The sequence below is a fragment of the Pseudomonas sp. BN415 genome, assembly GCF_029871195.1.
Taxonomy (GTDB): domain Bacteria; phylum Pseudomonadota; class Gammaproteobacteria; order Pseudomonadales; family Pseudomonadaceae; genus Metapseudomonas; species Metapseudomonas resinovorans.
Genome location: NZ_SSOK01000061.1, coordinates 462,238 through 481,680, shown reverse-complemented (window position 1 = coordinate 481,680; position 19,443 = coordinate 462,238). Strand labels below are relative to the sequence as shown.

Here is a 19,443-nt window from a genome sequence, read left to right as displayed (position 1 = left end):
ACCGCCAGAGTGCCCCCGAACAATAAGAGGACCCCCCATGGCCCAAGCCACCCCAGCGCTTGAAATCCGTAACTTGCACAAACGCTACGGCGATCTCGAAGTGCTCAAGGGCATATCCCTCACCGCCAACGACGGTGATGTGATCTCCATCCTCGGTTCCTCTGGCTCCGGCAAGTCCACCTTCCTGCGCTGCATCAACCTGCTTGAGAACCCGCACCAGGGCCAGATCCTGGTGGCCGGAGAAGAACTCAAGCTCAAGCAGAGCCGCTCCGGCGAACTGGTCGCCGCCGACAACAAGCAGATCAATCGCATGCGCAGCGAAATCGGCTTCGTCTTTCAGAACTTCAACCTCTGGCCGCACATGACGGTGCTCGACAACATCATCGAAGCGCCGCGCCGTGTACTCGGCCAGAGCAAGGCCGAGGCCACCGAAATCGCCGAAGCCCTGCTGGCCAAGGTCGGCATCGCTGACAAGCGCCATGTCTATCCGACCCAGCTCTCCGGCGGCCAGCAGCAACGGGCTGCCATCGCCCGCACTCTGGCCATGCAACCGAAGGTGATCCTGTTCGATGAACCCACCTCGGCGCTTGACCCGGAAATGGTACAAGAAGTGCTTAACGTGATCCGCGCGCTGGCCGAGGAAGGCCGCACCATGCTGCTGGTCACCCATGAAATGAACTTCGCCCGGAATGTCTCCAGCGAAGTGGTTTTCCTGCATCAGGGGCTGGTAGAAGAGCAGGGACCGCCACAGCAGGTATTTGACAACCCGCTGTCGGCGCGCTGTAAACAATTCATGTCCAGCAATCGCTAAAACACGGAGCAAGAGCGCAATGAAGAACTACAAGAAGATTCTGCTGGCTGCGGCCGCCACCCTCGCTTTCGGCACCAGCGCCGTCGCCGCCGACAAGTTGAAGATCGGTACTGAAGGCGCCTACCCGCCCTTCAACCTGATCGATGCCAGCGGCCAGGCCGGCGGTTTCGACGTCGAGATCGCCCAGGCCCTCTGCGCCAAGATGAAGGCCGAGTGCGAAGTGGTGACCTCCGACTGGGACGGCATCATTCCCGCCCTGAACGCCAAGAAGTTCGACTTCCTCGCCGCCTCCATGTCCATCACCGAAGAGCGCAAGCAGGCCGTCGACTTCACCGACCCCTATTACACCAACAAACTGCAGTTCATTGCCCCGAAAAGCTCTGACTTCAAGACCGACAAGGCCAGCCTGAAAGGCAAGGTAATCGGTGCACAGCGCGCCACCATCGCCGGCACCTGGCTGGAAGACAACATGGCTGACGTGGTCGACATCAAACTGTACGACACCCAGGAAAACGCCTACCTCGACCTGTCTTCCGGCCGCCTCGATGGCGTACTGGCCGACAAGTTCGTCAACTGGGAATGGCTGAAGAGCGACTCCGGCAAGGACTTCGAGTTCAAGGGTGACCCGGTGTTCGACAACGACAAGATCGCCATCGCCGTACGCAAGGGCGACCCGCTGCGCGAGAAGCTGAACGCCGCGCTGAAGGAAATCGTTGCCGACGGCACCTACAAGAAGATCAACGACAAGTACTTCCCCTTCAGCATCTACTGACCTGTACGTCCGGTGCCGCCCCGCGCGGCACCGGCGCCTGAGCTCCCATGACCCTAGACCTCTACGGATTCGGCCCGGCCCTGGCCGCGGGCACCCTCATGACCATCAAGCTGGCACTGTCTGCGCTTGCGGTGGGCCTGGTGCTCGGCCTGCTCGGCGCGCTGGCAAGGACTTCCCCCCTCAAGCCACTGCAGTGGCTGGGCGGCACCTACTCCACACTTGTGCGCGGCGTCCCCGAGCTGCTCTGGGTGCTGCTGATCTATTTCGGCACGGTCAACCTGATGCGCGCCCTGGGTGAATGGATCGGCTACCCCGAACTGGAACTGAACGCCTTCGCCGCGGGCACCATCGCCCTGGGCCTGTGCTTCGGCTCCTACGCCACCGAAGTCTTCCGTGGCGCCATCCTGGCCATCCCCAAGGGACACCGCGAAGCCGGCATGGCCCTGGGCCTGTCCAAGAACCGTATTCTCTGGCGCGTGATCCTGCCGCAAATGTGGCGAATCGCCCTCCCGGGCCTGGGCAACCTGTTCATGATTCTGATGAAGGACACCGCTCTGGTTTCCGTGATCGGCCTTGAGGAAATCATGCGTCGCTCGCAAATCGCCGTGACCGCAAGCAAGGAGCCCTTCACCTTCTTCCTGGTGGCCGCCTTCATCTACCTGGGCCTGACCATCCTCGCGATGATCGGCATGCATTGGCTGGAGAAGCGCGCAGGCCGTGGCTTCAAACGGAGCGCAGCATGAACTGGGAAGTCATCCTCAAATACCTGCCACAGCTGGCCCAAGGTGCCATCCTCACCCTGGAGCTGGTGGCCATCGCAGTGATCGCCGGCCTGATCCTGGCGCTGCCCATGGGCATTGCCCGCGCGTCCCGCCATTGGTACGTGCGCGCCCTGCCCTACGGCTACATTTTCTTCTTCCGCGGCACGCCCTTGCTGGTGCAGCTGTTCCTGGTCTACTACGGCCTGGCGCAGTTCGATGCAGTGCGCAAGGGCCCGCTCTGGCCATACCTGCGCGACCCCTTCTGGTGCGCTGTAATCACCATGACGCTGCACACTGCGGCCTACATCGCCGAGATCCTGCGTGGCGCCATCCAAGCCGTACCGCCGGGCGAGATCGAGGCGGCACGGGCACTGGGCATGTCACGCTTCCAGGCGTTGGTGTACATCATCCTGCCGCGTGCGGCGCGCATCGGCCTGCCGGCCTACAGCAACGAAGTGATCCTGATGGTCAAGGCGAGCGCCCTGGCCAGCACCGTCACCCTGCTGGAACTCACCGGCATGGCGCGCACCATCATCGCCCGCACCTACCTGCCGGTAGAGATCTTCTTCGCCGCCGGCCTCTTCTACCTGCTGATCGCCTACGTGCTGGTGCGAGCCTTCCGCCTGCTCGAACGAAAACTGCGGGTGGATGCCCTGCAGGGCCGCTAAGCCCGCGACCGCTCCTCGCCCCCGGGAGAGGAGCGGTGCCGGCGACGCTATAATCGCCCCCCGATTCCCCATCGCCTCGCCAGCATGACCCATCCTGCGCCCCTCCAAGGCCCGCACCTGCGGGAACGCTTCGCCGCCCTCGACGACTTCCTCCTCGCGCATCAGGGCATCTGGCGTCCCGTGCCCTTCACCGAGCCGGAGCTGCCCTGGGAACACCAGCATCCCGAACTGGCCACATGGCTACGCGGCCGCACTCTGGCAGAAGCAGAAGCCATCCATAACAACCCGGAACAGTTGCAGGCACCGGCGCCTTATCCACAGCTTGCAGCGCGGTGCGCCGAACTCAGTTGCATCGGCGAGCTGCCCGCAGCGCAGATAGCCGCAGTGCCCAATAGCTTCACGGTGGACGTCCCCGGGCGCAAATGGCAGCAGATCGACGCCTTCGCCAGCCGCCTGCGGTTTGACCAGACACCAGGCCACTGGCTGGACTGGTGCGCCGGCAAGGGGCACCTGGGACACCGCCTGGCCCATGACGGCGCATCGCTGACTTGCATCGAGCTCGACCCGCAACTGGTTGCCAGCGGCCAGCAACTCAGCCAGCGCCTGGGGCTCGCCGCCAATCATCACCAGCAGGACGCCCTGGCCGATGACGCCGCACGCCACCTCGCGCCCGAGCACACAGTGGTCGCCCTGCATGCCTGCGGCGACCTGCATGTCCGCCTGCTGCAACTGGCCAACGCGACCGGCTGCCGACAACTGGCCGTAGCACCCTGCTGCTACAACCGCATCCAAACACCGGACTATCAGCCACTGTCCACGACAGCATCCGCCTCCGCACTGCGCTTCAGCCGCGCCGACCTGCGCCTGCCAATGAGCGAGACCGTCACCGCTGGCGCCCGCGTGCGGCGCCAACGCGACCAATCCATGGCCCGCCGCCTGGCCTTCGACCTGCTGCAGCGAGAACTGCGCGGCGAAGACCGGTACCTGCCGACGCCCTCCCTCGCCACGAGTTGGTTGGCTAAGCCATTCGCCGACTATTGCCGGGACCTCTGCGCGCTCAAAAGCCTCCCGCAACCACAGCCGCGCGACTGGAAAGCGCTGGAGGCCTCCGGTTGGCAACGCCTTGCCGTGGTACGCAACCTGGAACTCCCCCGCAGCCTGTTCCGCCGCCCCATGGAGCTCTGGCTGCTGCTGGACCGCGCCCTGTTTCTCGAAGAACAGGGCTACCAGGTCAAGCTCGGTAGCTTCTGCTCGCCCCAACTCACACCACGTAACGTCCTGCTACTGGCCGAACGCTGAGCTTACCCACAGAACCTGTGGATAACTTTGTTGATGAAATCTGGGCAACTCACTGCAAGGCCCCGCCCTGCGCAACGAGCAGGCGTTGAGCATTTTCTGGACAACAGATAAAGCGCCAATGAAAACAACCACTTGACGAAATCCGAGATGTAGCGCACATATTTCGAGCACGATCGTACAAAAAAGATCACCTTTGTGCATAAGCCACGCCATGCTGATGCTCAAAGCTGCCTGAAGCTCGCTTACAGAGGTTTACTCGCAGCGCCCAATCGCTATAATGGCCGCCCCTCCTGGCCGGTATAGCTCAGCTGGTAGAGCAACTGACTTGTAATCAGTAGGTCCCGGGTTCGATTCCTGGTGCCGGCACCATATGCAACAACGACTTAGGCCCGCAGCGATGCGGGCCTAAGTCGTTTCTGGGCTGCGGTAAACACGAAATCGACACGCTAAGGCTTTCGATGCTTAGCGGCCTTCCTCGTCTTCGGTGAGGGGCCAGCCCTGCGCCTCTCTAGAAACTCCTCCATGAGCTCAAGCGGAGGGATGCCCAGGGCCTCGGCGAACTCCACCAGCTCGACGGCATCGACACGGCGCTCTCCTCGCTCGCACGTCTGCGTGTTCCCGAGCCGCTCGGCCAACTCAATCTGGGAGACGCCCAGCCGCTTCCTGGCGGCCCGCAGGACCGCAAGCAGCAACTGGTAGTCGGCATTGTGGGTCGAGTTTGCCATCGTGCGGTGACCACCGCGACAAATGCCACTCTGTTGAACCCGTCGATGGCACACCAGCATTGCTGGCGGCCGCTGTGAAGGTGCTTCCGTGCCTCAAGTCGAGCGCCGAGACGGGTTAGAGCTTGAAATTCATCACCGCGCCGCTTGCCAAGCCTGACGCCCGTTATGAGACCGGGCTACCAGGCAACAATAGTCGGGACTAGTTCAGACTAATCCTAGGTGCCGGATCCATTCCCCAGCACAATATCCCTCAACTTAAAGGAGCGACACGAATCTTTTGAATCTATATCCAACCTAATTCGCTTAACAACAATTGAAGGGTGCAATTTCTTAATCGTGCGCAGGTCTATCAAATTGGATCCTGCAGAGAACGTGAGCCTTACGCTATTTTCCTCATCGTAGCGGGGAGCATCATTACCTAGCCAGAAAATCTGAATAGGGGCGGAAACTGATCCATCATTGCAGGTCAGATCGATATTTAGGAGGCCTGGACCTGACTGAGCGCTAGCATTAGCAATGGAAAATTCAACGAAAGGATCTCTGCCAGTAATCTTGTACTCGTTTGCTGAGTGCCCCTTATCCAGGTCATTCATTCGATTCACAGTCCCCACCAGTGTTGGCTTGAAATCTCCACCACGCGGGACAACAACTGGTGGCGGAAAGAAAGCAAAAACGCCAGAACCTACAGAACGCTCTACCACCGTGATAAACACGTAATCTGGCCGCCAAGACTCAACCAGTTGAACGAAATTACCTCCCGGCTTGAGCGCCTCAAGCCAATGAAGTTGCAGAACTTCGCTAAAAGTGGCCGCCATCAATGGCGACATTGCCGTACCAAAGGAATCGCGCAGCCAAAGCACCCGCTTACTGTTGAGAGCCCCGCTTGCTCTTATCAGCAATGGCTTGGATGGCGAACCAACTGGAAGATTACCCCCACTGCTGATCACAGCGCTGGTATTGAAGTCAATCCTCTCAGTTGTAACCGGCAATCCGGAAGCGTTTGGTGTAGGTTCAAGATCAGAAAGATGCGAGGAAATCCTGAGAAAATTCGCCAGATCTCCGCCTATCCGCGGCGCAACACCAGATACCTGGTATGAGGACTTTGATGGCCAGGCGAGCTCTGGAGCGTCCGCACCAACGACCTCAGCGAAATACTGGAATGCAACTGCGCCACCCAACTGGTTCCAATGCGTGTCAGTTTTATAATAGAGCGGTGCAGAATAAGTCTTTCTCGCTTCCTGCAGCGGACGTCTCAAGTCGACATAGCGCACCGACCCCGCCCCGGCCAAAATGACATCGGCCGCACTCGGAGAGGCCCCTCTCGCCCAATCTGGCAGGTAATCCGGATAAATAGATTCTTTATTTGGCCCAACCAGAACCCTGTACAGGCGAACACCTCTACTAGAGAGGTATGTCTCCCATGCGGCAGCCGCCTCGCCTATCCTCTTACCGCTGTCCTTATCTTCAGGGCTTGCACCACTTCGCACTACAGATCGGGCGTTCTCATATTTATCTCCCAGGTAAAGCCAGCCGTCACGACCGATTACTACTTGTTCCGGATCAGTACTGATCCCTAGTGGATAAAGCAAAGCGGAAGACAAAGCTGAAACAAAGTCTACGTTGTAGAGAAATCCCTTCTCGTGCCACTTGATGGGCTTCCCATCTGGCACAGACAAGACATTTACGACTGGAACGACAAGCAGGCTCACCATAACTGCGAACAAAAAACCGAACAATTTCTTCTTCACGGTAAGCACACTCAGAAATTAAAGTACAAAAATACAGAACTTGTTGCAGCCAAGGTGAAGTACATTGCCACCGAGAAGAGCACAGCCCCGTACATCGTCAACTTAAAACTCAACTTCCCACTTGCGATCTCCATTGAGTTTCTCTGAAACACTATTATGAAGGCAATCACAATGGCCAAGTAGGTGGCGGCCTGCGCGACAAGCCCCGTCGGCAAAAGCCTCAAGAGGATATCGGAGAGCCATCCCCCCCATGCAAGTTCGGAGGTTTTGAGCCCAGACGGTATTTGTCCAAAGGCTGAATCTATATCGGCCATTCCATTCAGTACGCGCAGCGCATCATCCATAGTCTTCGCCCTGAAAAATACCCATGCGAAGTTTACAAATAAGAAAGTCAACAACCAGGCCAATAGCGATGGCAATGGCCGCCCAAAGCTTTTCCAGAAGCGATGCACTGCAAGTGCCAGGCCATGCAACGCCCCCCATATAACAAACATCCAGGTGGCGCCATGCCACAAACCACCAAGCAGGAAAGTGACAAATAAATTAATATATATTCTGTACTCTGAACACCTGTTCCCGCCAAGCGGAATATATAGATAATCCCGAAGAAAATTACTTAGAGTAATATGCCAACGGCGCCAGAAATCCTGAATACTCAACGCCTTATACGGAGAATCAAAATTTATCGGAAGCCAAATATTGAATAATAGCGACGCCCCAATCGCCATATCACAGTACCCGCTAAAATCGAAGTACAATTGAAAAGTGTAAGAAAGGCTGGCGGCCCATGCTGCAAAGAACGAAAGTTGCTGCCCGCCATCGAATCCAGCATCTGCCCACACGGCAAAGCTGTCTGCAATGACGACTTTCTTGAAAAGCCCGATTGAAAAAATAACCATCCCCCTAAGGATGTTCGAATACCGCCTAGCAAGCGTCCATCGAGATGAGAACTGAGGCATTATCTGACGATGATGGACAATGGGTCCCGCGATCAGATGCGGGAAGAATGTCACGAACAGGGCATAGTTCAGGAGATCATACTCAGCAGTTTCCCCACGATAACTGTCAACCAGATAGACAATCTGCGTAAACGTAAAGAAACTAATTGCGAGAGGAAGAACTATCCCCGGAAGCGTATAAGCCGTCTCAAATACGGCATTTATATTTCCGAGCAAAAAATCCGTATACTTGAAGTAGCCGAGAAGAAAGAGATTTGCCACAATACCCGTCGCCAATACAACCTTTCGGTTAAGGTGATGACGAGAGACTTGACCGACTTGAGCAGGCACCTTATTGGACTGAGCAAGCCCGGTACCTATGGCAAAATTCAGAAATATTGATGCCAATATTAATGGCAGATAATTTACATCCCAATATGCGTAAAAGAACAGACTAGTGGCAACCAGCCAAACCTTGCCAGCCACTATCAAGCGCCACCCATTCAACATAAAATACACAAAAAACGTAATCGGCAGAAAAACCACGATAAACTGCCATGAACTAAATAGCATACGCTGCGATTCCGTTAGAATTAATATTAATTACAACTTTTTTAAGAGCCCTTCCCTGCCAGCACCAAATTCTCAAACGCTAACCCCAGCAACACTAAAGTTGACACATGTCAATCCTCTGAATACACGAAGTCAGTCGAAACCAACAAGGCGACCAGCCCCACCCTCCTAGTCGAGCACACCTGCGCCCTGAACATACGGGATCACACTTAACCTCGTAGCCAGGATTCAAAGTGCGACGGTCGAGGGCGTTTCGTTCGCAGTCTATACATTCATAAGCGCATAAGATCAGGGGGCTCAAGTCTACTTAAGAAGAGGATGAGACTCCAAATCCAAACATCCAGTTTTTTGCATTTTTCGGTCGATAACGCGCTCTTGATGCTCCGGCAGCCACCAGGCAGGAAACGCGCCACTCCAATCTCGAATCTGCGTGCGCACCCTGCCAGCAGTTTTCAGCGCAACATCTCTTCCCGAACTGGGACTGCTGGTTCGCGACGCTCCCCTCAACCCTGCATCGGCGGCAACCCTATGCCGATGTATTTACCTATAGATTAGGAAACCCTGAAGTAGGCTTCGCGCTTCTGGTGAAATACGCCGATTCCGCTGCCTGAATATCCCGATGAAGCAGATGACCTTTACCGAAGCCGAGTACGCCGGCAAGCGCATGCAGGCTCGCAAGGAGTTGCACCTGATCGAGAACTGAAATCCCGCACGGCAGCAGTCAGTGGGGCCGCACGTTTCGACTGGCAAAATCTGTGACGCTGTAAGTAAAATCCGTAGCTCAGATTAAGTTGGTCTGTCAGAGCGGGCGCAATTGCGGCTCCTTTGACTAGCACCAAAAGGGACAAAAAAGCTTGCAAAGCGGGGAGCTACCAGCCCTTCGAGCAAGAAAATGCAGCGAAGGAAATGCTCCGTGGCATCGTGCCCACTCACATTGAGCAGTGACGCTCAACCCAAAACACCGAAAAAACGCTACCCGCCTCTTCGCCCGCCAGCCTGTCAACGGCGCCGCCCAGCAGTTGGGCGCACCACCATGGTTCACGTTTACCGACGCATGACGTGTGACCCATTGGCCCCTTGCCGTATCCTACAGATCGATTTGCAATTCCTGACACAGCTCACAAAACGAGGCTTTGAAGGCTCGGGGCAGCTCTATGTCGGAAACTCTAGGTCTTCAATGACTCTAAGAATCTCACTCCCAGGAGATCGTTGACTTGCATAACATCCCCACCAGCCTTCCGGTAACGGCACGCTTCATGCTGCCAGTCATGCAACGCCTCAATCCACCTTCCCGCTGGCTGTAACGGACTACCCATGAAGCTCATTCCCGTAATCATCTGTGGCGGCGCCGGCAGTCGTCTTTGGCCGATCTCCCGCACCTGCCACCCGAAACCCTTCATGCCCTTGCCTGAGGGCGGGAATCTGATTCAGAAGACCTTCCAGCGCGCAGCCAAGCTGGATGGCGTAAGCGAAATCCTGACGGTGACCAACCGCGAGCTGTTCTTCAAAACCGACGACGAGTACCGTCAGGCGGGATTCCCGAACTGCCGCGCCAGCTTCGTACTGGAACCCTTTGGCCGCAACACAGCCGCCGCCATCGCAGCCGCAGCACTTGACCTCGCTACCCGTGAAGAGCCGGACGCGATACTCCTGGTGCTTCCTGCTGACCACCTGATACGCCAGGATGATCAGTTCGCGGCTGCCGTGGCGAATGCCGCCAAGCTGGCCGCCCACGGCTGGCTGGTCACTTTCGGCATCAAGCCGGAATATCCGGAGACCGGATTCGGCTACATCGAACTTGATCCATCAGCGAAGCTTACCTCCGGGTTCAAGGTCAACCGGTTCGTGGAGAAGCCCGATCTTGCTACTGCGCAGGGTTACCTGGAGTCAGGCAACTATCTCTGGAACTCGGGCATGTTCTGCTTCCGGCTGGGCACCCTGCTCGATGAACTGCAACAGCACGCCCCCGACGTAATGCAGAGCGTGTCTGCCAGCCTGACTGGCAATGTCCTGTCCGATGGCAAAGGCCAGCACTGCACCAACATCGATCCCGCCCAGTTCAACACGGTGCCGGACATCTCCATCGACTACGCATTGATGGAGCGCTCGACCAAGGTAGCCACCGTCCCCTGCGACATCGGTTGGAGCGACATTGGCTCCTGGAACGCTTTCAGCGAACTCACCCAAGCGGACGAAAGCGGCAACCGCTGCAATGGCGAAGTACTTCACCATGGAGCGAAGAACAACTTCATCCATAGCCAGGATCGACTGACCGCCCTGGTCGGCGTCGAAGACCTGATCGTCGTCAATACCCCCGATGCCCTGCTGGTAGCCCACAAGGACAATGCCCAGGACGTCAAGCATATCGTTGGCCAGTTGAAGAGCCGGAACCACGATGCGCACTCGACCCACCGCCAGGTTTCCAGGCCCTGGGGCAACTACACCACCCTTGAAGAGGGTGAGCGCTTCAAGATCAAGCGTATCGTCGTCAAACCGGGCGCCTCGCTGTCCCTTCAGATGCACCACCACCGCAGCGAGCATTGGGTTGTCGTGACCGGTATGGCAAAGGTAACGAATGGCGAACAGATGCTGATGCTGAACAGCAATGAGTCGACCTTCATTCCTGCAGGCCACAAGCATCGCCTGGAGAATCCTGGGGTCATTGATCTAGTGATCATTGAAGTGCAATCCGGCGACTACGTGGGAGAAGACGACATCGTTCGCTTCGAAGACCACTACGGTCGCGCTTGAAATTTCCCGCAGTCGAGCAGTCCATGCATAGGAAAACAACTCGCTCAGAAGCCGTTTCTCGAGTTCTCCAGGTTTCTTGGCTACGAGCAGTAATGGGGTTGAAATCAGAATCCCGGGGCACACGGCTCGGCTATCTCTGGTGGATTATCGAACCGGCGATGCACCTGGCTGTGTATTACCTCGCCTTCGGCGTGCTTCTCAAACATGGTGGCGATGATTACGTAGCGTTTCTCCTGATTGGAATCGTGCATTGGCTCTGGTTCTCCAAGAGCATCATGAACGCCAGCCAATCAATCCTGGTGGGGCGAGGCCTGATCCTTCAGTTGCCCCTTCATACGGGAATCTTCCCGCTCGCCGAGATTTTCCGGGACCTGATCAAGCAGATCATCGTTGTCGTGATCCTGCTGCTGATACTCAGCATCATGGGATATCTGCCAACGACGTATTGGCTCATCTATCCGGTCATTTTCCTGCTGCAGATTCTCCTGACACTCCCGTGCGCGGGTCTGGTTGCAGCGTTGATGCCCTTCATCCCGGATCTACGCGTGATAGTTCCTGCCTGCCTGCAACTTGCCATGTTTCTATCAGGTGTTTTCTTCTCCAGTGACCTGGTGCCGGAGAGCTTTCACTGGGTACTGAACCTCAACCCCGCGTACCTCTTGCTGGAAGCCTACAGGGACATTCTGATCAGGCAACAACAGCCCGACTGGCACATGCTCGCAAACCTCCTTGCAGCGCTCTTGCTCTTCAACACTCTTGTTATTGCGCTGTTTGGCCGGTTCAACCGGCAATACGCCCGAATCATTCAGGAGTGAGCATGACTCGCCTGTTGTTGGAAATGCACGACGTGCATCTGGCCTATCGCCTGCGCAAGTCCCTGCTTCGCAGTGACTATCACCCCGTCATCAATGGCGTCAGCCTGAAGGTTCACCAAGGGCAACGCCTCGGGATCATGGGACACAACGGCGCCGGCAAGTCGACACTGCTAAGACTCATGGCGGGCATCTACGCGCCTGACCGTGGCCGCGTCACCAATCATGGCGCTCGCGTTTCACTCCTGTCTCTGCAGGCCGGCTTCGACCCTCGCCTGAACGGCTGGGACAACGCCTTGCTGAGCGGCGTGCTGATGGGGATGAGCCCCAAGGAAGTCAGGCTGCGCCTGAAAGGCATTCACGAATTCTGTGAGCTCGGCGATCAGATGAATGATGTGCTCGGAACCTATTCGTCAGGCATGCGTGCCCGCCTTGGCTTCGCGGTCGCCCTGGCAATGGAAGCCGATCTCCTGTTGATCGATGAAGTCCTTTCGGTGGGCGACCAAGACTTTCAGGAAAAGTCCGAGAAAGCCGTGATGCATGCCGTCAACCAGGGTTGCGCCATGGTCCTGGTCTCCCACTCGCCCATAAAGCTCAAGAAGTGGACCGACTCAGTCCTTACATTCGAGAAAGGCATGATCTGCCTTCCCGCACCAGAAAAGGCCGTATCTTCCGCATGATCAGTTACGCCCAGAACTTCGAGGACGTCATCCTAGAGCGCATATTCAAGGATAAGGAATCTGGCTTCTATGTCGACATAGGGGCGTGCCACCCGGTCTACGACTCCGTTACCTATCACTTCTATCTGAAAGGCTGGAGTGGCATTAATGTCGAGCCGCAGCCAAAGCTTTTCTCCGAGCTTGAGGCGATGCGCGAGCGGGACACTAATCTCCAGGTTTGTGTTGGCGCCCGAGAGGGAAGCGAAACCCTCTACATCACGCGCGATGTGGGTACTTCCACGCTGAGCCAATCTATCGCGGAAAACTACCGCAGGGACCTGAACATCGACGAGGAGCTGACGGTCGAGTTGGTCACCCTGGATCAGATCTGGTCCCAGCACGTAGGCGATCGACAGGTCGACTTCTTGAAGATCGACGTTGAGGGGTTTGAAAAGGACGTGCTGTCTGGTGCCGACTTTTCCAAGGTCGCTCCAACTATCCTGGTCATCGAAGCCACAACCCCGAACTCCCAGGAACTTTGCTACGACCAGTGGGAATCCCTGATTCTGGAGTACTACGAATTTTTCTACTTCGATGGGCTGAACCGCTTCTATTCCCGTAAGGGATATCCGCTGGACAAGGCTACTTTCAGCACCCCGCCAAATGTCTTTGATCGGTTCAAGGTGTTACCCCAAGTACTGGCAGAGCAGGCAAACGAAACCCTCGCCATCGAGAACCAGGCGCTGAAGAAGCAGCTCCAGATGAGCCTTGCGCAACTGAGCCGCAAGGACGAAGCCCTGGACGACGCTGGCAACGCATACGCTGACTTGCAGTCCGAAGATCAGAACTTGCACCAGCAACTTGAGATGGCTACCAAAGCTGTTTCGGGTCACCAGGCGGAGATTGCCAAGGCCCAACGGGCATACGAGTCCCTGCAGGCGGCTTTTGGCACGAAAGAGAAGGATCTCCTGGACGCCCTGGAATTCCTTCGCGCCAAGGAAAGTGCACTGGCCAATGCCAGCGAGACCTACAAAACGCTCCAGGAAAAACACCTCGAGCTGCAAGCCTCGCTTGAAGCGTCATTCCAGGAAGTCAGGCAACTGACGGATTTCGTCCAGCAGAAGGAAACCGCACTCGTCGAGGCGTCCTCTGCCTACGAGGCTTTGCACATAGAGTTCCAGGCCAAGGAAGCCGAGCTGCGGCTGTTACAGGGGCATCTCCACGACAAGGATGCCGCACTTCAGCACGCGACAACGGCGTTCCAGGCCCTGCAAGACGAGCTGAGCCAGCAGCTCCGCGTCTTGCGGGCGACACATTCGTTGTTCGAGGACAAAGACACCGCCCTCCGGGATGCGACTCGAGCCTATGAGGCCTTGAAGTCGGAGTTCAGCCGCTCTCAGCAGGAAATCAGCACTATCGGCGAGCTTCTGCGCGCAACCAAAGCGAGCTACGAACAGGCCGCAGACGCCTACACCAGCCTGCGCACCGAGTTCGAGCACAAGCTCAGCGAGCTCGCGACACTCGAAGCAATCCTCCAAGAAAAGGAAAGCGCCATACAGGAAGCTGGCGTGGCATACGAAGTGCTGAAGGCTGCATTCGATGACGCGCAAACCGGTGCTCTGCATGCCTCGGAGCTGTTCCAATCGAGCACCCGCAGCCTGGAAGAGGCAAGCACGGCCTATGAAGCGCTGAAAACCCAGTTTGAAGAGAAGCTGTCGGAGCTGGCACGAACGCAACATCTCCTCTCTCAGAAGGAGTCGGCTGTGCAAGAGGCGGTAGGCGCCTGCGCTGAACTGCATCAGACACTGGCCAACGCCCAAGCGCAGCTCCAGGAATCTTATGACCGTCAGAAGGAAAGTGACCAGGCACTGAGCGAGGCCACTTTGTACTGTGAATCCCTCGCAGCCCAGTTGCAGCGCAAAGACGACGCGCTGGCCGACGCTGCCAAGGCCTATCAAGTCCTCAAGGAAGAATTCGATGAAAAGATCCGGGAATTGGGAGAGCTGCACGACCGGCTCTCCAAACAAACACAATCAAAAGACCAATAAGCATCTGCCAATAATCTGAACGAGCATCGTATGACCCAGAATCTGAACAGCGACGTTTGTATTTTCACAATCGTCTCGAACAACTACCTGCACTATGCAAATACCCTCTTCGAGAGCCTGCAGGAACATTGTCCCCAAGCTGACCTTGTACTGGGCCTTTGTGACCGGAAGACACCGGAGACTTATTGCCCTGCAGCTGAAATCGTCGAAATCAATGAACTCGACATTCCTGAACTGGGCACATTCACCTATCAGTATTCAATTCTGGAACTGAACACGGCCATCAAGCCCTACGTGGTCGAGCTGCTGATGAATCGCGGCTACAAGAAGGTCATCTATTTCGACCCTGACATTCGCATCTTCAACAGCCTTGACTCGATGCTTGGGCTGCTGGACGAGCACAATGTGTTGCTGACCCCGCACCTCACCGACCTGCTGGACGACGGCAAGTGGCCAACCGAGCTCAGCATTCTCCAGGCGGGGTCGTACAACCTTGGCTACATCGCGCTGAGCAACTGCGAAGAAACGCGCAAGCTGGTCAAATGGTGGCAGGCCAAGCTCTACAAGGAATGCGTCGTAGACCTTCCGCGCAACCTGTTCGTCGACCAGAAATGGATGGACCTGGTACCGTCGATGTTCGCTGGCGTCTATATCAACCGCGACCCGAGCTGGAACATCGCATACTGGAACCTGAATCACCGCCGCCTGGAGCAACGCGCCGATGGCGGCTTCGACGTTGATGGCAAGCCGCTCACCTTCTTCCACTTCTCCGGCTTCTCCATCGAGGCGACGACGCTCAGCAAACACCAGAGTCGCTTCGACAAGGGACCACGCGGGACTCCGCTGAGGGAGCTATGTTCCCTTTATGAAGATGCCCTGACGCGTAATGGAATCGAACGCTTCAAGAGCCTTCCCTACGCGTTCAGTAACTTCGCGGATGGTACCAAGGTGCCCGACGCCGCCCGACGCCTGATTCGCACCAGCGACGCACTGTCAGGGATTGATTTCTTCGACCAGAAACAGTGCCCTCACATCCATGCGGTACTCAATCGTCTTGTGCACTCCAAAAAGGGCGGTATCAGCCTGACTGCACTGGCGCTGGCGCTATGGGAGTCGCGTGCCGACCTCCGTGACGCCTTCCCCGCGGTGGAGAGCGTCGACAGCATCCGGTTCGCCGAGTGGTTCCTCGATGCGGCCCCCCGTGAAGCGGGCTTCAGCGAACTTTACCTGGCGCCGGTTCGCGAGCAACTGGAACGCGCGCGCGCGACAATTGCGGCGCAACCCCAGGCAATCAGCGATACCGTGATGAGCAAACTGTGCCGCATTGCATGGCAGCAGCGTCGTCGCATCCCGCTGAAAATGCGTATTGCCCTGGCCCCCTATGCAGGCTGGGCGCTAAGACGTGCATACCCCCGCCCGGAATTGCTGCCGGCGCCGGAACGCAGCAGCGAGACTGGGGTTAACCTCATCGGCTATCTGCATGCCGAAAGCGGAGTCGGCGAAGCAGCACGCGCCTCGCTGCGTGCCCTGCGACAGTCCGGCCTGCCATTTTCATTGGTCGACTATCGCCTGGGTAACATTTCCCGCATGGGTGAAGCGGTGCATGGCAATGGCGATCAAGTGCGGTACCCGATCAACCTGGTTCACGTGAATGCGGACCAGAGCAAGATCGCTCGGGACCATCTGGGCGACGAGCTGTTCCGTGATCGCTACACCGTTGGCTACTGGTACTGGGAAATGCCAGTGTTTCCGGACTTCCTGCATTTCGCCTACGACCAAGTGGATGAAATCTGGGTGTCGACCGAATACAACCGCGCTGCGATTTCCCAGTTCACTCACAAGCCCGTGACGCTTATTCCGCCGGCTATCGAAGTGAACATCGAGAAACCGCTGACGCGTAGTGAACTGCACCTCGACGAGGACGCCTTCATATTCCTGCACATGTCCGACACGCTCAGCATGCCGGAACGCAAGAATCCCTTTGGCGTGATCAGGGCTTTCCAACTGGCATTCGGTGACAAACCGGACCTGAACGTGAAGCTGGTAATCAAGCTGTCCAACCTCGACCGTCAGCCGGAACTGGCGGCGGAAGTTTACGCAGCCATGGAGCAGGACCCGCGCATACAGCTTATCGACGGCTACCTGGACCGAAATACCCTTAACAACCTGGTTAACGCCTGCGATTGCTACGTAAGCCTGCACCGCGCAGAAGGCTTCGGACTGCCCATCGCGGAGGCGATGTATCTGGGTAAGCCCGTGATTGCCACGTACTGGTCCGGAAACGTCGACTTCATGAACGAAGAGAACTCGCTGCCGGTGCATTACACCCTGGTAGAGCTCGAAAGGGATATTGGCCCCTATCAGAAAGGCCAGGTTTGGGCGGAGCCGGATTTGAATGATGCAGCTGCAAAAATGGCTGCACTTCAAAGCGACCCTGTCTTGGGTAAGCGGCTTGGCTCAAACGCTGCAGCACAGATCAAGGAGCAGTACTCTGCAGAGCGAATCGCAGACATCCAGAAAGCACGGTGCTCGAATATTCACACCAGTTTTCAAGCGCACCAATAGGTTATAGAACGATGTGGGTTTTTCTTCATATTCCAAAAACCGCCGGCGTTGCTGTCAGAGAGGTCCTTTCCTCGAAATTCGGCAAGAATGAAATTGTGCACGTCGAGGACCCGAATCGGTTCTCGCCAGAGAACCAGCTCGCGCGAAATACGAACCTTATCCACGGTCATTTTGATGTCTCATTCACCGAAAGGCTGCCCGGCACAGAGAACAAGATATTCACCTTCCTGCGCGACCCGCTGGAGCGTTCAATATCGGAATACTACTTTGTAAAAAAAGGAAGCTACGATCTTAGTATGCTTCCCGAAGAGCAGGCTCGAGTACTTGGTAAAATTCAGTCGCTCACACTTGAAGAGTACTTACTCTCCCAGGAGAGGGGGATACGCGGAAGGGTCCAGAACAATCAACTCTTCTACCTATCCGGAGATGTATTCAACGCATCTCCAAGCCTCGAACAAAGATACGAAACTGCCTGCAAAAATCTGGACAGCTTTCACTATGTCGGCATAGTAGAAGAAATGGAGAAAAGCCTGCAGCTTCTCTCTTTCGAAACCAACAGCCTGCCGGCAAAATCCGTTATCAGGAACTCTACAGACCGCTCCAGTTACAATATAGCCCAGGAGGTCAAAGATGAGTTCATCAAAAGAAACAAATACGAATATATGACCTACGAATATGCGAAAAAGAAGATGTTGTCCTCATACGAGGATGCTTTTCGCGAAATGCTTCGGGACAGGTTCATAAAGAACCTTGAAGAACTCCCCCTGGTGCAAGAACTCCATTACACCTTCGATCAGCCTTTATCCGGCGACGGCTGGCATACCAGGGAAGGAGATGCGCCCACATACTGGCGATTTACGGGTCCTGATTCAACCGCGACCCTTTACTTCGGAAAAATTGCTGCTCCGCAGAGGACGATCTCATTCCACGTCTTCCATGCGATTACTCCCGAGCACCTTGATTCGATGAAGGTCAGCTACAATGGGTACCTCTTGTCCCCCCCCGAAAGGATCGAGAACGAACTCAAATACAACATCCCAGAACAGGCGATCTCTGCAAAGAATCATACATGCATAGAAATCACAACTATCGCGCCTTGCAAACCGGCCGAGTTAGACAATCGCCTTCTCGGTGTAGCCTTCTCAGCAATCAAGATTACCTGAAGTGGCCTTGATGAATAAGTTTCTTTACTTACATATCCCGAAGACAGGTGGCGTAGCGTTCCGAAGCGTCTTCGAGAATGCCAGCCGCGCAGAAAGGATACTACACGTAAAGGCCCCTAAACAACTATTGAAGTACAGCCATGAAGAGCTTGAGCATTATGACTTCATACATGGCCATTTAAATATAAACCAGACAACCACAGCTAGAAACCACAAAAAGATCGCGACGCTGCGAAATCCGATTGAACGCTGCATTTCAACATACTCATTCTGGAGAGGCCTGGATGCCGACCAAGGCTCTTGGAGCAAAAATGGCGCTAGTCGGATAAGGGCCGCCAAAACCCTTGGCTTGAAAGGTTTGATTACGACCGAAGAGTATTTCATAAGCAAGCACTTCAACAATTTTCAGACCAGACTGCTTAGTGGTGCCAATGACTGGGAAACCATCCTCCACGAAGGCCACCTACTGCAGGCTATAGAGAACTTGAAGAGGATTGACTTCTACGCAATCAACTCCAGACTAGAAGAGTCCATAGATATACTCTGCTTCAAATATGGACTATTTCGCCCGAGACGAATACAAAAGCTTAACGCTTCACACTACTCAGAAAGAGTTGATGAAAACACAACTAGTACCCTGCAATCCCTGAACCAGCTAGACCTAGAACTTCTAGACTGGGCAGAGAAAAACCTTGAACACCAAAAAACCTGAAATTCTTCAATGAACATAAAAATGCAGCAAACAGAAAGCATCCAACCGGAGAGCTTCTCAAATATATCTCTATTGCGAGCAATAGCTGCTCTCATGGTTGTTTATGATCACCTGTTCTGCATTGTGCCATTAAGGCATTTTGGGTCTGCCGCGTTTCCTGCCCCTATAATTCAGGAATTCATCTCTACTCCATTATGTATAATCCAGTACTTCGGCTGGATGGGTACTGAAAGTCGCTCCATTTACGCAATCTCTAGCGGACAGCTCTTACTCCCTCTATTTGCTTCATGGAACAGTGGGGATCACAACAATAGCGCTCATTTCAAAGCACATAGAAAGCAAATCCGAATTCGTGGTGCTTCTCACTTCGCTATTTGCAGCAGCGCTATCCATACTGGCATCTTGGCTGTTCTTCAGGCTGGTAGAGCGGCCGTCCAT

General features: G+C 55.7%; 15 protein-coding genes and 1 tRNA gene. 13 read left to right on the top strand and 3 right to left on the bottom strand.

The window, feature by feature from the left end; genetic code table 11:
* The first annotated feature begins 37 nt into the window (after positions 1–37).
* The 6 genes from E8F20_RS20610 (at position 38) to E8F20_RS20585 (ending at position 4,680) form a co-directional block, all read left to right on the top strand.
* On the top strand, positions 38–811 hold the full coding sequence (locus E8F20_RS20610) for an ABC transporter ATP-binding protein (RefSeq protein ID WP_028629888.1): 774 nt from the start codon (positions 38–40) through the stop codon (positions 809–811).
* Between the two features lie 19 nt (positions 812–830).
* A complete protein-coding gene (locus tag E8F20_RS20605; RefSeq protein WP_028629889.1) occupies positions 831–1,583 on the top strand; it encodes an ABC transporter substrate-binding protein in 753 nt (250 codons plus the stop codon).
* 47 nt (positions 1,584–1,630) lie between these two features.
* A complete protein-coding gene (locus E8F20_RS20600) occupies positions 1,631–2,326 on the top strand; it encodes an ABC transporter permease (protein ID WP_274802287.1) in 696 nt (231 codons plus the stop codon).
* Positions 2,323–3,012 carry an ABC transporter permease gene (locus E8F20_RS20595; RefSeq protein ID WP_028629891.1) on the top strand — a complete coding sequence of 230 codons (690 nt, stop codon included), beginning with the start codon at positions 2,323–2,325 and terminating at the stop codon, positions 3,010–3,012. The genes E8F20_RS20600 and E8F20_RS20595 overlap by 4 nt, the downstream gene beginning before the upstream one ends.
* 84 nt (positions 3,013–3,096) lie before the next feature.
* Complete coding sequence (locus E8F20_RS20590) at positions 3,097–4,311, top strand: methyltransferase (protein WP_280285388.1); 1,215 nt, start codon at positions 3,097–3,099, stop codon at positions 4,309–4,311.
* 293 nt (positions 4,312–4,604) lie between these two features.
* A tRNA-Thr gene (locus E8F20_RS20585) sits at positions 4,605–4,680 on the top strand.
* A 77-nt stretch (positions 4,681–4,757) separates the two neighbouring features.
* On the opposite strand, the gene E8F20_RS20580 is transcribed toward E8F20_RS20585, so the two are convergent.
* From E8F20_RS20580 to E8F20_RS20570, 3 genes are all read right to left on the bottom strand, one after another.
* Entirely contained in the window at positions 4,758–5,036 is a 279-nt protein-coding gene (locus tag E8F20_RS20580) for a helix-turn-helix transcriptional regulator (protein ID WP_280285387.1), read from the bottom strand.
* A gap of 215 nt (positions 5,037–5,251) precedes the next feature.
* Positions 5,252–6,784, bottom strand: coding sequence for a hypothetical protein (locus tag E8F20_RS20575; protein ID WP_280285386.1), 1,533 nt, complete (start codon positions 6,782–6,784; stop codon positions 5,252–5,254).
* A gap of 11 nt (positions 6,785–6,795) precedes the next feature.
* On the bottom strand, positions 6,796–8,295 hold the full coding sequence (locus E8F20_RS20570; RefSeq protein ID WP_280285385.1) for an MBOAT family protein: 1,500 nt from the start codon (positions 8,293–8,295) through the stop codon (positions 6,796–6,798).
* Positions 8,296–9,609: 1,314 nt separating this feature from the next.
* On the opposite strand from E8F20_RS20570, the gene E8F20_RS20565 reads away from it, so the two are divergent.
* The 7 genes from E8F20_RS20565 to E8F20_RS20535 all read left to right on the top strand — a co-directional run bounded on the left by E8F20_RS20565 (position 9,610) and on the right by E8F20_RS20535 (position 19,005).
* The gene (locus E8F20_RS20565) at positions 9,610–11,046 is read left to right on the top strand and encodes a mannose-1-phosphate guanylyltransferase/mannose-6-phosphate isomerase (RefSeq protein ID WP_280285384.1); all 1,437 of its coding nucleotides are present in this window, start codon (positions 9,610–9,612) and stop codon (positions 11,044–11,046) included.
* Positions 11,047–11,138: 92 nt separating this feature from the next.
* The gene (locus tag E8F20_RS20560) at positions 11,139–11,861 is read left to right on the top strand and encodes an ABC transporter permease (RefSeq protein WP_280285383.1); all 723 of its coding nucleotides are present in this window, start codon (positions 11,139–11,141) and stop codon (positions 11,859–11,861) included.
* Between the two features lie 2 nt (positions 11,862–11,863).
* Entirely contained in the window at positions 11,864–12,538 is a 675-nt protein-coding gene (locus tag E8F20_RS20555) for an ABC transporter ATP-binding protein (RefSeq protein WP_051246367.1), read from the top strand.
* Positions 12,535–14,565, top strand: coding sequence for an FkbM family methyltransferase (locus E8F20_RS20550; protein ID WP_280285382.1), 2,031 nt, complete (start codon positions 12,535–12,537; stop codon positions 14,563–14,565). The genes E8F20_RS20555 and E8F20_RS20550 overlap by 4 nt, the downstream gene beginning before the upstream one ends.
* A gap of 30 nt (positions 14,566–14,595) precedes the next feature.
* A complete protein-coding gene (locus E8F20_RS20545; protein ID WP_280285381.1) occupies positions 14,596–17,130 on the top strand; it encodes a glycosyltransferase family 4 protein in 2,535 nt (844 codons plus the stop codon).
* Complete coding sequence (locus E8F20_RS20540; protein ID WP_280285380.1) at positions 17,091–18,293, top strand: sulfotransferase family 2 domain-containing protein; 1,203 nt, start codon at positions 17,091–17,093, stop codon at positions 18,291–18,293. Before E8F20_RS20545 ends, E8F20_RS20540 begins: the two co-directional genes overlap by 40 nt.
* Positions 18,294–18,303: 10 nt before the next feature.
* Positions 18,304–19,005 (top strand): sulfotransferase family 2 domain-containing protein, encoded by a 702-nt coding sequence (locus E8F20_RS20535; RefSeq protein WP_280285379.1) that lies wholly within the window; start codon positions 18,304–18,306, stop codon positions 19,003–19,005.
* Positions 19,006–19,443: the final 438 nt, after the last annotated feature.

Bases quoted from the DNA above. Each gene is read 5' to 3' on its own strand.
- E8F20_RS20560 (WP_280285383.1), top strand. From the start codon at position 11,139: ATGGGGTTGAAATCAGAATCCCGGGGCACACGGCTCGGCTATCTCTGG.
- E8F20_RS20590 (WP_280285388.1), top strand. From the start codon at position 3,097: ATGACCCATCCTGCGCCCCTCCAAGGCCCGCACCTGCGGGAACGCTTC.
- E8F20_RS20600 (WP_274802287.1), top strand. From the start codon at position 1,631: ATGACCCTAGACCTCTACGGATTCGGCCCGGCCCTGGCCGCGGGCACC.
- E8F20_RS20570 (WP_280285385.1), bottom strand. From the start codon at position 8,295: ATGCTATTTAGTTCATGGCAGTTTATCGTGGTTTTTCTGCCGATTACG.
- E8F20_RS20545 (WP_280285381.1), top strand. From the start codon at position 14,596: ATGACCCAGAATCTGAACAGCGACGTTTGTATTTTCACAATCGTCTCG.
- E8F20_RS20605 (WP_028629889.1), top strand. From the start codon at position 831: ATGAAGAACTACAAGAAGATTCTGCTGGCTGCGGCCGCCACCCTCGCT.
- E8F20_RS20610 (WP_028629888.1), top strand. From the start codon at position 38: ATGGCCCAAGCCACCCCAGCGCTTGAAATCCGTAACTTGCACAAACGC.
- E8F20_RS20580 (WP_280285387.1), bottom strand. From the start codon at position 5,036: ATGGCAAACTCGACCCACAATGCCGACTACCAGTTGCTGCTTGCGGTC.
- E8F20_RS20550 (WP_280285382.1), top strand. From the start codon at position 12,535: ATGATCAGTTACGCCCAGAACTTCGAGGACGTCATCCTAGAGCGCATA.
- E8F20_RS20595 (WP_028629891.1), top strand. From the start codon at position 2,323: ATGAACTGGGAAGTCATCCTCAAATACCTGCCACAGCTGGCCCAAGGT.
- E8F20_RS20535 (WP_280285379.1), top strand. From the start codon at position 18,304: ATGAATAAGTTTCTTTACTTACATATCCCGAAGACAGGTGGCGTAGCG.
- E8F20_RS20555 (WP_051246367.1), top strand. From the start codon at position 11,864: ATGACTCGCCTGTTGTTGGAAATGCACGACGTGCATCTGGCCTATCGC.
- E8F20_RS20565 (WP_280285384.1), top strand. From the start codon at position 9,610: ATGAAGCTCATTCCCGTAATCATCTGTGGCGGCGCCGGCAGTCGTCTT.